General features: G+C 48.6%; 14 protein-coding genes. All 14 read right to left on the reverse strand.

Going from position 1 to position 13347, the window contains the following annotated elements; all coding sequences use genetic code 11:
• Position 1: 1 nt before the first annotated feature.
• The 14 genes from tdh to LCM29_RS05150 all read right to left on the reverse strand — a co-directional run bounded on the left by tdh (position 2) and on the right by LCM29_RS05150 (position 13333).
• Positions 2–1078, reverse strand: a complete 1077-nt coding sequence (gene tdh / locus LCM29_RS05085; protein ID WP_224861327.1) for an L-threonine 3-dehydrogenase — start codon at positions 1076–1078, stop codon at positions 2–4.
• A 122-nt stretch (positions 1079–1200) separates the two neighbouring features.
• A complete protein-coding gene (locus LCM29_RS05090) occupies positions 1201–1821 on the reverse strand; it encodes a histidine phosphatase family protein (RefSeq protein ID WP_224861329.1) in 621 nt (206 codons plus the stop codon).
• 90 nt (positions 1822–1911) lie between these two features.
• A complete protein-coding gene (locus LCM29_RS05095) occupies positions 1912–2172 on the reverse strand; it encodes a stage V sporulation protein S (protein ID WP_012726477.1) in 261 nt (86 codons plus the stop codon).
• A 26-nt stretch (positions 2173–2198) separates the two neighbouring features.
• Complete coding sequence (locus LCM29_RS05100; RefSeq protein ID WP_214692776.1) at positions 2199–2993, reverse strand: TIGR00282 family metallophosphoesterase; 795 nt, start codon at positions 2991–2993, stop codon at positions 2199–2201.
• A gap of 48 nt (positions 2994–3041) precedes the next feature.
• A complete protein-coding gene (gene rny / locus LCM29_RS05105; protein ID WP_214748227.1) occupies positions 3042–4604 on the reverse strand; it encodes a ribonuclease Y in 1563 nt (520 codons plus the stop codon).
• Between the two features lie 187 nt (positions 4605–4791).
• Positions 4792–5841 (reverse strand): recombinase RecA, encoded by a 1050-nt coding sequence (gene recA / locus LCM29_RS05110; RefSeq protein ID WP_074033216.1) that lies wholly within the window; start codon positions 5839–5841, stop codon positions 4792–4794.
• A gap of 76 nt (positions 5842–5917) precedes the next feature.
• Positions 5918–7144, reverse strand: a complete 1227-nt coding sequence (locus LCM29_RS05115; RefSeq protein WP_224861331.1) for a competence/damage-inducible protein A — start codon at positions 7142–7144, stop codon at positions 5918–5920.
• 62 nt (positions 7145–7206) lie between these two features.
• Positions 7207–7785 carry a CDP-diacylglycerol--glycerol-3-phosphate 3-phosphatidyltransferase gene (pgsA, locus tag LCM29_RS05120; protein ID WP_214692781.1) on the reverse strand — a complete coding sequence of 193 codons (579 nt, stop codon included), beginning with the start codon at positions 7783–7785 and terminating at the stop codon, positions 7207–7209.
• A 32-nt stretch (positions 7786–7817) separates the two neighbouring features.
• A complete protein-coding gene (locus LCM29_RS05125) occupies positions 7818–8690 on the reverse strand; it encodes a helix-turn-helix domain-containing protein (protein ID WP_074033219.1) in 873 nt (290 codons plus the stop codon).
• A 27-nt stretch (positions 8691–8717) separates the two neighbouring features.
• A complete protein-coding gene (locus LCM29_RS05130) occupies positions 8718–9494 on the reverse strand; it encodes a YmfK family protein (protein WP_012726484.1) in 777 nt (258 codons plus the stop codon).
• 93 nt (positions 9495–9587) lie between these two features.
• Positions 9588–10301 carry an elongation factor P 5-aminopentanone reductase gene (gene ymfI, locus LCM29_RS05135; protein WP_224861333.1) on the reverse strand — a complete coding sequence of 238 codons (714 nt, stop codon included), beginning with the start codon at positions 10299–10301 and terminating at the stop codon, positions 9588–9590.
• Positions 10280–11539, reverse strand: a complete 1260-nt coding sequence (gene yfmH / locus LCM29_RS05140) for an EF-P 5-aminopentanol modification-associated protein YfmH (protein ID WP_224861335.1) — start codon at positions 11537–11539, stop codon at positions 10280–10282. Before yfmH ends, ymfI begins: the two co-directional genes overlap by 22 nt.
• The gene (yfmF, locus tag LCM29_RS05145) at positions 11536–12774 is read right to left on the reverse strand and encodes an EF-P 5-aminopentanol modification-associated protein YfmF (RefSeq protein ID WP_224861337.1); all 1239 of its coding nucleotides are present in this window, start codon (positions 12772–12774) and stop codon (positions 11536–11538) included. Before yfmF ends, yfmH begins: the two co-directional genes overlap by 4 nt.
• Positions 12775–12781: 7 nt before the next feature.
• Positions 12782–13333 (reverse strand): cob(I)yrinic acid a,c-diamide adenosyltransferase, encoded by a 552-nt coding sequence (locus tag LCM29_RS05150; RefSeq protein WP_074033223.1) that lies wholly within the window; start codon positions 13331–13333, stop codon positions 12782–12784.
• Positions 13334–13347: the final 14 nt, after the last annotated feature.

Genomic DNA, 13347 nt, shown 5'->3' on the forward strand with positions numbered 1-13347 from the left:
TTTAAGGTATTAAGACGACCTTCCCACATTTCCCTGCCCGCATGAGTTCGAACCCTTTTTCGAACTCTTCGAGCTTGAAGACGTGCGTGATGATCGGTTCTACGTTCAACTGACCCGTCGCGAGCATCGTCGAGACTTGCCCCCACGTCTCGTACATCTTCCGTCCTGTGATCCCTTGGACACGGACACCTTTAAAGACAACATCACGCGTGAGGTCGATGGCGACCGGACGAGCTGGGAGTGACAGTACGTTGACATCCCCGCCTGCCGTGACCATTTTGAACGCCTGGTCGATCGCAATCGGATGACCGCTCATCTCACAGACGACGTCGATTCCATCTCCATCCGTCTCCCGTTCGATCAATTCGAGCGGATTTTCTTCTAAGCTGTTGATGACGACATCCGCTCCCATCTCTTCAGCAAGTTTCAAACGATACGGATTGACGTCAATCGCATAAACGCGACTCGCGCCAGCTGCTTTGGCAACACCTACCGCCATGAGACCGATTGGTCCACATCCGACGATGGCGACCGATTTGGCGGATACGTCACTCGCTAGCACCGTGTGCACCGCGTTCCCTAGCGGTTCTTGAATCGAGGCGAGTTTCGTTGGCATCGACTCCGGGTTCACCCATAGGTTCTCTTCAGGCATAACGACATACTCTGCAAAACAACCTTGCGTGTCCACACCGATGATTTTTGTATTTTTACAGATGTGATATTGTCCACGCAAACATTGTTTACACTGATGACAGACGATATGCGTCTCAGCGGATACGGTCTGTCCGATTTTGATGCGCTTCGTCCCTTCCCCGAGTGCCACGACTTCTCCCGAAAACTCATGACCGAATATATACGGTGGTTTGACACGGCTCTGTGACCATTCATCCCACTCATAGATATGAACATCGGTCCCGCAAATCGATGTCGCTTTGACTTGAATAAGTACTTCTCCAGGCCCCGGCGTCGGAACTGGTACGTCGACCAGTTTAGCCCCAAATCCGGCCGTGTGTTTTTGAATCGCTTTCATTACTGGTGTCGTTGTTTCCTTCTCTTTGGTTGACACGAGTTGTTCCATTGAAAACGTCCCCCTCTTGTCTCTTATGATCGAACGATACGTTCTTTATCATCTTGTCATAAAATGACGAAACTGAGAAGATGCATCATGATTTTTTTATGACATTCTTCTGAGAGTTCGTCTTAACACGTCTCACTCAACTGATGTGAGATATCACCAATCGTCACTTCTTTATATTGATTGTTCGAATACTCAATCACTGTCAAGCTCGTTCCTTCAATCTCATCATCAAACCACAACTCAGATATATTCGCTTCTCTGATTTCTCGTAATATCGCTTGAATCACCATTCCGTGTGTCACAACCAGAACATTGCCACTCGTATTCGCTTGAATGATGTGTTGCATCGCGGATGAAACACGATTCGTGAATGTCAACATGGCTTCCCCATGATTCAATCGATGGTCATATTGACTCGGATTTGACCAAAATGTTTCAAATACATCTATTCGTTCGATTTCGTCTTCTGCCTTCCCTTCCCAAACACCAAACGAGATTTCATCCAACTCATCTAAAATATGTATCGGTGAATCTAACGATACGTCCATCGCTTCTAACGTTTGAATGGCTCTACCACTGGGACTCACATAAACGGTCTCAAAAGCAATCGTTTGAAGTCGGTTTCCTAACTTCTCCGCATTCAAGATTCCCTCGCTCGTTAACGGCGAATTTTGCCGACCTTGTAAACGCCTTTCTTTATTCCACTCTGTCTGTCCATGTCTGACGATATATAACGTTAACACCTTAATCATCCTTTCACATCAGCATTAAAAAGAGGAGCCATCCGCGCCGATGGCTCCTCTTCACAAGAATAGGACCTATGTCCCGACCGCTCATCGTGGCTCAATGATGAGCTTGATGGCAGTACGTTCCTCTCCGTCAATCATAATATCGGTAAAGGCTGGAATGCAAATCAAATCGAGACCGCTTGGCGCGACGAAGCCTCTGGCGATCGCGACGGCTTTGATGGACTGATTCAGCGCACCTGCCCCAATCGCCTGTATCTCACACGTTCCTTTTTCACGTAGCACACCCGCTAAAGCACCCGCAACGGAGTTAGGGTTCGATTTTGCCGAAACTTTGAGTACGTCCATTCTTGTTTCCCCCTCGGGTAGGTTGTTCAATCAAACCAGACGGTCTGATCATCTAGGTGTATTCGTTCGATTTTTGTCGCTCGTTTCGTCTGATCATCGATTGTAATGAAAACTCCATTAAGTTGTTCCCGTCCCTCAGCAACTTCAAACCGAACTGGGAGTTGTGTCATAAATTTTTTTAAAACAACGGATGCATCCATCCCGAGTACCCCGTCAAGTGGACCCGTCATCCCGACGTCGGTAATATACGCTGTCCCGTTCGGCAAGACACGTTCATCTGCCGTCTGTACGTGCGTATGCGTCCCGACTACAGCTTGGGCACGCCCGTCAAGGTGATACCCCATCGCAATCTTTTCACTTGTCGCCTCGGCATGGACATCAACGAAGATGGCGTCTACCTCGTCACGCACTTCTTCGACGAGACGGTCGACGGTACGGAACGGACAGTCAAGAGACGGCAAAAAGACATTCCCCATGACATTGATGACAGCCAATTTCTTTCCATTTTGTTTTAACTTCATCATCCCGACCCCAGGTGTCCCGTCCGGATAGTTTGCTGGACGGACGATCCGGTCGGCATCGTCAATCCAATCAAAGATGTCACGGTTATCCCACGTATGGTTCCCCATCGTCACCCCATGGAAGCCGAGTTCTAAAAACTGTTGATAAATCTTTTTTGTGAGACCACGACCGTTTGCCGCATTCTCACCGTTGACGAGCATGAACGTCGGGTTGTATTTGTCTTTCAAACGACCAATCTGATTGCTCAAAATATCTCGACCGGGTTTCCCGACGACATCACCGATAAATAAAATTTTCATATAAAATCCTCCCTCAAACAGAAAAAGCGGAGAAATTCTCCGCTTCGTTTACTTCGCATAATCGACGGAACGTGTTTCACGAATAACCGTCACTTTAATTTGTCCAGGATAATCGAGTTCATCTTCGATTCGTTTACAAATATCGCGTGCCATCTTACCGGCGACGACATCGTCGACGACGTCAGGGCGAACGATAATTCGAACTTCACGTCCCGCTTGAATCGCATACGATTTCTCGACACCTTCAAACGACTCACAGATTGACTCGAGTCGTTCGAGACGGCGAATGTAGCTTTCTAGCGTCTCTTGACGAGCTCCAGGGCGAGCTGCCGACAAGGCATCAGCTGCTGCGACTAGTACTGCAATCGTCGATGTCGCCTCGACGTCCCCGTGGTGGGAAGCAATCGAGTTGATAACGACCGGATGTTCCTTGTACTTCGTTGCAAGCTCTACTCCGATTTCGACGTGACTGCCCTCGACTTCGTGGTCGATCGCTTTTCCGATATCGTGCAAGAGTCCAGCTCGCTTCGCGAGTGTGACGTCTTCCCCGAGTTCGGCTGCCATCATCCCGGCAAGATGTGCCACCTCGACCGAGTGAGACAAGACGTTCTGTCCATAACTCGTACGATAGCGCATGCGACCGAGTGTCTTGACGAGGTCTGGATGGAGTCCGTGAATACCGGCTTCGAAAGTAGCTTCTTCTCCGTACTCACGAATGCGCTCATCGACTTCACGACGAGACTTCTCCACCATCTCTTCAATGCGAGCCGGGTGGATGCGCCCGTCTTGAACGAGTTTTTCGAGCGTCATTTTGGCGATTTCACGGCGAACCGGATCGAAACCTGACAAAATGACCGCTTCTGGCGTGTCATCGATGATGAGGTCAATTCCAGTCAGCGTCTCGAGTGTTCGGATGTTACGTCCTTCACGCCCGATGATGCGACCTTTCATCTCATCACTCGGTAAGTTGACAACGGATACCGTCGTCTCCGCGACATGTTCAGCAGCGTATCGTTGCATCGTGAGAGATAAGAGGTGTTTCGCTTTTTTATCCGCTTCTTGTTTTGCTTTTTGCTCGATTTCTTTTTGAAGGAGAGCAGCATCGTGAAGCGCTTCCTGCTTCGCTTCGTCCATGATGATGGTACGTGCTTCATCTTTCGAGAGGGCTGCCACGCGTACAAGTTCTTGGCGTGCCTCTTCGTATAAGTCCTCCACTTTGCTTTCGAGCATTTCTGCTTCACGTTTGCGTTTTTCGAGCCCGCGCTCCTGTTCATCTAGCGAATCTTCTTTCCGCTCGAGCATATCTGCTTTGCGGTCGAGAAGCTCTTCTTTTTGAACGAGGCGATTCTCTTTCACTTTCTGGTCTTCGCGACGTTCACGCAATTCTTGTTCCGTCTCATTGCGAAGTTGAATCATCTCTTCTTTTACTTCAAGCCGTGCTTCTTTTTGCATCGCTTCCGATTGTTGTTTTGCTTGTTCTACAATCTTAGTCGCTTCCGTCTCGGCACCTTGAATCTTCGCTTCGGCGATCGATTTACGCACAAAAAAACCTGCAACAAAAGCTATCGGCAAAAGGAGGATCAGAATAAGCCAGTATAGCCATTCCATCATGTTCACCTCCCTTTCGCAAGGTTATTTTATTTTTTTAATAAGTGAGTAACGCAGGCAAGCCCGCGCATAACTTTATTGTACTTATTTAAGAGAGAGAATGCAATGCACGGACAGGATAGAACTACCAATTGCCTAAAAATTATACTAAAAAAATCTCACTCGGATGATTCCGAGTGAGACCATGTGCTTATTCGTCATCAAGAAGTGAGAGAACTTCGTCGTCTTCACCTTCAACTGTGACTGTTTTTTCCCCGTTCAAGCCGTAGTGATCACGAATTTGACGTTCCACTTCGGCCGCGATGGCTGGATTTTCTTTCATGTATTGTTTCGCATTTTCACGACCTTGACCGAGACGCTCCTCGTTGAACGAGTACCATGCACCGCTCTTTTGAACGATATCGAGGTCTGCACCGATGTCGATGAGTTCCCCTTCACGTGAAATCCCTTCACCGTACATGATGTCTACTTCCGCCGTCTTGAATGGTGGTGCGATCTTATTTTTTACAATCTTGATCTTCGTACGGTTCCCGACCATATCTTGACCTTGTTTGAGCGTTTCTGCACGACGTACTTCGAGGCGTACTGAAGAGTAGAACTTCAAGGCACGACCACCAGGTGTCGTTTCCGGGTTACCGAACATGATTCCAATTTTCTCACGAATTTGGTTAATGAAGATGACGATTGTTTTCGATTTGTTCGTTGCACCAGACAATTTACGAAGTGCCTGAGACATCAAACGAGCTTGAAGACCGACGTGCGAGTCCCCCATCTCCCCTTCGATTTCGGCTTTAGGTACGAGTGCTGCAACCGAGTCGACGACGAGGATATCAACTGCTCCCGAGCGAACGAGCGCTTCAGCGATCTCGAGCGCCTGTTCCCCTGTATCTGGCTGAGAGAGCAACAACTCATCGATGTTGACGCCAAGATTTTTAGCATACTTTGGATCGAGTGCATGCTCGGCATCGACAAATGCAGCTTGACCGCCACGTTTTTGAACTTCTGCAATCGCATGAAGGGCAACAGTCGTCTTACCTGAAGATTCTGGTCCGTACACTTCAATGACACGACCGCGTGGATATCCACCCGCTCCAAGTGCGACGTCGAGGGCAATCGACCCAGAAGGGATGACCGATACTTGCTGGTCTGTATTTTCACCAAGGCGCATAATCGAGCCTTTACCGAATTGTTTCTCAATTTGGCGCAATGCCATTTCTAACGCTTGTTTACGATCACTCATAGATAAATGAGCCTCCTTTAATTGATACTTTCATTATACGTGAACATATAGCGATACACAAGTTTTTTACGAACATTTATTCGCCTTTTTTAATTCGTTGTATGAGGGCCCATAGTCCATCTTTTGCAGCCCGCAGCCGAATGACGTTACGTTCTTGATGCGGATAAACACGCTCGATGACCTCGATTCCATCCGGTGTTTTCACCCCGATGTAGACGGTACCGACGGGACGTCCTGAATTTGAGGTTGGTCCAGCTTCACCGGTAAACGAAAGCGCGTAGTCCGCATTTGTTTGTTTAACTAATCCATCTACCATCTCATAAGCAACTTCTTTTGAGACGACTGAGTGCTGTTCAATTGTATCAAGAGCGACCCCTAAATACCTATTTTTTAGCTCATCTGAATAGGTGACGACCCCCCCTAAAAAGACAGCCGATGCTCCCGGAGTCGATGTGATCATCGATTGGACTTCTCCTCCGGTCAATGACTCAGCAATTGCGAGTGTTTGGTGATGACGTGTCAATGATTGCACGAGGTGTGAGGCAATCGTTTCATCATCTGACCCAAAATAATACGAACCGACACGTTGTAAGATTTCATCTTTCATTTCTTCAATCATCAGTCGTGCAGCCGTATCATCTACCGCCCGAGCACTGATTCGAAGTCTCGCTTCTCCTGTCTCAGCATAAGGTGCGACAGTCGGGTTAGACCCGTTCAACAAGTCTTTGACGGCATCATCAAGTGCCGATTCTCCAATTTCATAAAATCGTAACGATTCTGAGACGAGCGTCGCGCCTGAAAACTTTTTCGGAAACGTCGCATCGATGAGCGCCCGCATCTCGCGTGGCACACCAGGAAGTAGCATCCACGTCGTCTCCCCTTCAATCCACATACCTGGAGCCAGACCGACCGGATTTTGTAAAACGTCCGCACCTGACAAGACGTCCGCCTGACGAGCGTCCCCTTCATTCATCTCACGGTTACGTGACTGAAGAAATTGTTGAATCGTGTGAAACGCCTCTTCGTCTCGAACAATCGGGCGTTCGAGCAAATCAGACAAGACTGTCTTCGTGACATCATCTGCCGTCGGTCCAAGTCCACCTGTAACGATGACAAGGTCTGAACGACGAAGCGCAATCTCGAACGTCTCCCGCATTCGTTCCGCGTTATCCCCGACAACTTGATGATACAAGACCGAGACACCGTATTTCGACAGTTGTTCCGATATGTAACTCGCATTCGTATTGACGATTTCTCCTAAGAGCAACTCGCTTCCTACCGCAATGATTTCGGCTCGTTTCATCTTATTTCCTCCTCGACTTCAAAAAAAAGACGAGCTAGATCAACCAACTCGTCTTTGTCGACTTACATCGACTTCACAATAATCTTGTAGTTTTGTGCGAAATACTCGGCACCTGAGTAAATCGTGAGTGCGAGTGCCAACCACATCGCCCATTCCCCAAACGGGATGCCGACATAACTGAAAATCGGGTTACCGAATAGGAGGAAAATGATAGCGAACAGTTGCACCCATGTTTTAGCTTTGCCTGACTTACCCGCCGCGACGACAATCCCTTCGTCGGCAGCGACAAGTCGAAGACCCGTGACCGCAAACTCACGAGAAAGAATCACGACAACGACCCACGCAGCCACGAGGTCCATCTCGACGAGCAACACGAGCGCCGCTGTCACGAGTAGTTTGTCCGCGAGCGGGTCCATGAATTTCCCAAAGTTCGTGACCAAGTTGTGTTTCCGCGCCAAATGACCGTCCAACCAGTCTGTAATGGCCGCGATGGTAAAGATGACACCAGCGATAAATTGGTGTAGCGGGATCTCAGCACCTAAAAAGGCAATGTTTCCCCAATCAAAATCAACAGCGAGTAAGACGACGAATACGGGAATCAACACCACGCGTAACATCGTCAATCGGTTAGGTAGGTTCATGTAGAACGCCTCCTCTTAGAAGGAGAGTCGACTTATTCTGCGTCAACTCTCTTTACAAATATATTTTGTGTGACCGGAGACTCTTGAAGCTCGAGCTCGCGACCGTTGACGACGATTTTCTCAACACCTGCGATGAGTCCGATTCGGATTCGTAACGTGTCCGTTTCAGCATCTTCAATGACAATCGGATTCTGTTTCGATTGATTCGGATACTCAGGCGCAAGGAACGGACCTTCAAGTGATGTATCACGAACACCGACATATGAAGCTGGCGATTCTTTCACATAAATCTCGGTCGATAGTTTATCGCTCGTAGCGAGCTCATATGTGATGTCTGCCCCGTTCGATTCCGTTACCGCAATTGGACCGGATTCCGCTGGCGGTTCTTCCTCAGCAGGTTCCTCTGATACCGGTTCTTCCTCGGCTGGTTCATCCGCTGGGACATCCTCGTTCTGGTCGAGTGTGACATTTGAACTCGGTGGTTCAGCCGGACTTGCGTCTTGTCCACCGAAGTCGATGCTTCTCACGGCAAAATAGATTGCTGTAATGAGCAAAAAGACGGTAAGGGCGAGAAGTACTTTCGGAACCCATCGCGATACTCGACTCGTCGACTCGGACGCTTTGGAATACGTCTTTTTACGAGAAAGTTGAACGGATGGCTGTGCTTCGATTTTTGGTAAATCTTTTGCGTAAGTCTCATACAATTCGTCCACATCGAGACCGAGTGACTCCGCATACGTTTTAATGAACGCCCGTGCATAGAAAGAGCCAGGGAGATTTTTGTAATCACCTTCCTCGATCGCGATGATATAGCGCTTTTGAATCTTCGTCGTCTGCTGGATTTGGTCGAGCGTCAATCCGCTCTCCTCACGCTTTTGTTTCAAAAAAGTCCCTAGTTCTGTCACAGGGGTCCACACCTTCCATTCACATAATTATTCAAACCATTCTGACTCACGATGCGTTTCTTGTGGGATGATAATCGTCTCATCCGGATTGTTTCTCAATTCAATAATATAATCAAAGTCTTCGTACACGCAATCGGTGTTTCGGACATAAAGGTCAGGGTGTTCAATGACCTTCACGGCAGGCAACCGCATGACCTCACGGATCAGTTGACGATGTCGCTCGTCCATCGTACGCGTAGAGACCGCTCCATCGATTATGTATACATGATCGCCTTCCCGCTCTTCTTCAAACAAAGAGGTTCGGACCGTCTGTTTCATGAGGGTCGATGACAAGAACAACCACCGTTTATTCGCACACACACTGGCTGCAACGATGGATTCTGTTTTCCCAACGCGCGGGTTCCCCCGTACGCCAATCAATAGATGACGTTCTTCTTTCATCAGTTCTGCTACGAAATCAACAAGAATCCCTAAGTCTTCTCGGACGAAACGGAACGTTTTCTTATCATCGCTGTCGTGGTCGATGTAACGACCATGTCGAATCGCTATCCGGTCCCGTAATTTCGGGCGGCGCAATTTGATGACTGCGATGGCTTCCATACGTTTTAAAATATGCTCGAGTCGATGGACATGATCTGCAGCCGGAGCTTTGAGCAGCATGCCACGACGTTGCAGGTCGACTCCATTAATGGTGACGATGGAGATTTGAAGCATTCCCATGAGAGACGCGATGTCTCCGAGGATACCCGGTCGATTTTGACACAATTCATATTCGAGATACCACTCTTCGAATTTATGTTCCATCCCGAACCATCCTTTCGAGCAAATTCGCTACCTTGCCTATTTTAAATTATTTTAGAAGAATTGAAAAGAACTCGTTTATGCATCTTGATGAGATCATTGCCAACCGCCATCAATGCGTAATACTGTGCCGGTCATATATGAAGCATCCGATGAGCATAAAAAACGGATCGTCTTCGCCACGTCTTCAGTGGTACCAAGACGCCCAAGTGGAATATCATCCATCACGGTTTGTTTCGACTCTTCTACCGTATCATTCATCGGCGTATCAATCCACCCTGGTGTGACCGCGTTGATTCGAACATTGAACGGTCCTGCTTCACGCGCAAACGCTTTGACGAAACCGAGTTGTGCCGCTTTGACCGTAGAATAGAACACTTCGGCTGCTGCCCCGACTTCACCCCAAACGCTTGAGACGACGATAATATCTAGTGGATGGTCATACGGTTTACGCGCAACAACTGACTGAATCAATCGAACCATGGCGCGTACATGCACCTCGTAAAGTCGATCCAGCTCATCTACCGATTGGTCGACGACGAGACCGTGTAGCGCGTGACCAGCGACGTAGACGATTCGATCAACGGTATCGATTGACGACACCCACTTCTCTACTTCTGCTCGGTTCGATAAGTCACATATAATCAGTTCAGCCTGTAGCTTCTCAGTCTCCATCATTCGAGTAAGTGTCTCACGACCTCGATTCGCATGTAGCAAAAGCTCATCCTCACGAAAAGCGAGCGAGACTGCACGTCCAATCGCGCCGCTCGCTCCGACAATCAACGTCTTCATGGCTTTTTGACAACGCACACCGTTCGTTGCTCACTTCGGAACAATCGTACGTATGCTTCGTGAAGTTCATCTAATGTGATCGCATCGATCAAATTCGGAATCTCGAACAAGTTCCCGTCATTGAGTGCATACCGTGAGAACTGGTTGGCGATAAACTCTGGCGAATTCAGTGCTTTTAAAAATTGTCCCTGCATCATCCGCTTCTTACGATTGAGCGTCCCTTGATCAAGATGAAGCGGGCGCTCCAACGCACCCGTGACACGTTCGACAAAGGCATCGACATGGGACGTTTCCATCGACAGTGCGGCGAAGGCGAACGTCTCTTCTGACGTATAATCAAATGAGAATGCATCATCGATTAGCCCTTCTGCGTACAATTCCGTGTAGAGGGGTGCTGTCGTATCGAAGAGCGCGTGCATGAGGAGTTCCACCGTCAACTCTTGTTTGAGACCGGCTTCTCCAGCTTGTGGGACATCTTTATAGCCAATCATCACTTTCGGAACCGAGACATCCATCTCAATGACCCGTTCTGACAGACGAACCGTGATCGGCTCTTCCACCGTCTCACGTGCGCTTAAAGGTGGCGCGTCAAATGATTTAGCTGCCTGATTGTCACGAATCAATTCAAGCATCTCATCCGGTTCGATGTTCCCGACGACGAACAACGCCATGTTGCTCGGATGGTAGAATGCCTGATGACACGTATACAAATCTTCTGCCGTGATTTTTGAGATTGATTCGATTGTTCCGGCGATATCGATTTTGACGGGATGCGTCTCATACATCGCTTCGATCAATCCGAAATAAAGACGCCATCCCGGATTATCTTGATACATCTGAATCTCTTGACCGATGATGCCCTTTTCTTTCTCGACTGACTCTTTCGTGAAATATGGTTCTTGAACGAAATTGAGTAGCGTTTGAACGTTTTCCGGCACGTTCGATGTCGCCCCGAACAAGTATGCCGTCCGCGTGAATGAGGTAAAGGCATTCGCTGACGCTCCTTGGCGTCCGAACTGTTGGAAGACATCGCCATCCTCTTTTTCGAACATCTTATGCTCTAAGAAATGTGCGATTCCATCCGGCACCTCTACCCAATCCTCTAATTTGAAGCGACGGTCAATCGAACCATATTTCGTCGTGAACGTCGCGAACGTTTTCTCATATCCAGTCTTCTTCAGCAAATACACGGAGAGGCCATTGTCGAGAACGTGGTGATGTAATGTCTCTCCGACGTTTGGGAAATCTAGTTTCATGCTTCTCCTCCTTTCAGACAGTAAACTGCTTCAAGCGAAATTTCATTCGCAAGCGCGATGACGTGGTCGCGTGTCGTACTCTCGATGATTGCCATCTCTTCATCGAGTGAAAACGGGCGTATGTCTGCACCACTCATCCATCCAATCAACTGACGAGGGCTGTCTCCGAGTTGGCGACGTTGGTGGAACAACATTTCTTTCGTCTGTTGTAACGTCTCGTCTTCGAACTCACCCGCCTGCAGTGCTTTTAATTGCTCTTCGATAATGTGCTCGGTCTTTTGTTGATTCGATGCATCGATCCCCGCATACACGAACAGTTTTCGACTGAGCGAACTGTATTGTGACGCGGCGTAGTAGGCCAAACTTTCTTTTTCACGGACGTTCATGAACAGCTTCGAGTGCGGGAACCCACCGAATAATCCGTTCACGACTTGCATACGGATGGCATCTTCTGTCCGCGGGTCGACGTCAATCGCGTAGGCGAGATGAAGTTTACTTTGCTTGATGTCTTGATGCTCTTCTAAGCGTTTGAACTCACCACGACTCGATTCGGGCAGACGTCTCGGCTGACGCGTCCCGAGCGATTCGAGCGGGTTAAATGCCTGTTCGACTTGTTGACGGTCGACATCGCCGACGACATAAATGTCGACACGATCGTTCTGAATCATCGATTGATAAGCATTGAAAAGTGATTTCGGCGTGACGTGATCGAGCTGTTCGAGCGTACCGAGAGACGGGATGGCGAGTTCGCCTCCGAGCATCTCTTGCAGACGCTGTTGAGCGAAACGCATCTTGTCATCATAGACTGACTCGATTCGCTGACGCTGCAATCGGCGTTCTTGCTCCACGATGAGCGGTTGGAACGCGCCATCATAGACATTCGGACGAAGTAACACTTCCTCCAGTAATTGAATGGCCTGACTCAAGACGTCTTCACCGACAAGATTGTCATTAACGACTTCGAGTTGAAATTGAATGACATGCTCTTTCCCAATTTTTGATGCGCCTGCATACAAGTTTGTATCATATAAATCTTCTAGCGGTGTGTGAAATAACTCAATTGATGGATAAGCTTCTGTCGATTTTTCCATAATGAATGGAAGCAGTGCCCGGTCTGCCACCGTGTCCTGAGACAGCGGGGCCGCAAACGAGACGAGGCAAGTCGTCGTTTTAAATTTTTTGGTCGGATAGACCGAATAGTGCAATTGATGTTGGAACTGTTCGATTCCTTTCATCAGCCGATCACTCCTTTTTTCGTTTTGGTTGAAACACGGCAGCGCCGCGTGCATATTCTTGGTCCGGTACGCCTGCGACAACATTCGCATATCGCGCGACCGTGAAAAGATAGTCACTCAATCGGTTAAAATATGGAAGTTGTCGGTCGGCGACACCGAGTGCGGTCAAATCTCGTTCGACACGACGGCAAACGGATCGCGCCACATGCAGGCTCGCCGCAGCGACACTTCCTCCCGGTAAGATGAAACGCACGAGTTCTGGACATGATTTTTCCCATTCGTCCATCCATTGTTCAAGTTCCGTCACAATCGACAAATCGACCGTTTTCGGGGGCGCGTCCGTATACATCAGCTCCGAACCGAGGTCAAACAAGTCGTGCTGAATCTTCGTCAGCTGTTCCCGGAGCGACTCGTCGGTCTGTTGCGCAATCGCTAATCCGATGTGACTGTTCAATTCATCAAGATGTCCCATCGCTTCAATTTGAGGATGATGTTTGTCGACACGGCTACCAATCAGTGATGTTTCACCCGTGTCGCCCGTGCGTGTATATCGCTTCATTCGGCTTCCCCCTT

The organism is Exiguobacterium aestuarii, assembly GCF_020171655.1.
GTDB lineage: Bacteria > Bacillota > Bacilli > Exiguobacteriales > Exiguobacteriaceae > Exiguobacterium > Exiguobacterium aestuarii_A.

Excerpts from the sequence above, each read along its gene's own strand:
- recA (WP_074033216.1), bottom strand. The coding sequence starts at position 5,841 with ATGAGTGATCGTAAACAAGCGTTAGAAATGGCATTGCGCCAAATTGAG.
- rny (WP_214748227.1), bottom strand. The coding sequence starts at position 4,604 with ATGATGGAATGGCTATACTGGCTTATTCTGATCCTCCTTTTGCCGATA.
- tdh (WP_224861327.1), bottom strand. The coding sequence starts at position 1,078 with ATGGAACAACTCGTGTCAACCAAAGAGAAGGAAACAACGACACCAGTA.
- LCM29_RS05100 (WP_214692776.1), bottom strand. The coding sequence starts at position 2,993 with ATGAAAATTTTATTTATCGGTGATGTCGTCGGGAAACCCGGTCGAGAT.
- LCM29_RS05130 (WP_012726484.1), bottom strand. The coding sequence starts at position 9,494 with ATGGAACATAAATTCGAAGAGTGGTATCTCGAATATGAATTGTGTCAA.
- LCM29_RS05115 (WP_224861331.1), bottom strand. The coding sequence starts at position 7,144 with ATGAAACGAGCCGAAATCATTGCGGTAGGAAGCGAGTTGCTCTTAGGA.
- LCM29_RS05150 (WP_074033223.1), bottom strand. The coding sequence starts at position 13,333 with ATGAAGCGATATACACGCACGGGCGACACGGGTGAAACATCACTGATT.
- LCM29_RS05095 (WP_012726477.1), bottom strand. The coding sequence starts at position 2,172 with ATGGACGTACTCAAAGTTTCGGCAAAATCGAACCCTAACTCCGTTGCG.
- yfmF (WP_224861337.1), bottom strand. The coding sequence starts at position 12,774 with ATGAAAGGAATCGAACAGTTCCAACATCAATTGCACTATTCGGTCTAT.
- pgsA (WP_214692781.1), bottom strand. The coding sequence starts at position 7,785 with ATGAACCTACCTAACCGATTGACGATGTTACGCGTGGTGTTGATTCCC.
- yfmH (WP_224861335.1), bottom strand. The coding sequence starts at position 11,539 with ATGAAACTAGATTTCCCAAACGTCGGAGAGACATTACATCACCACGTT.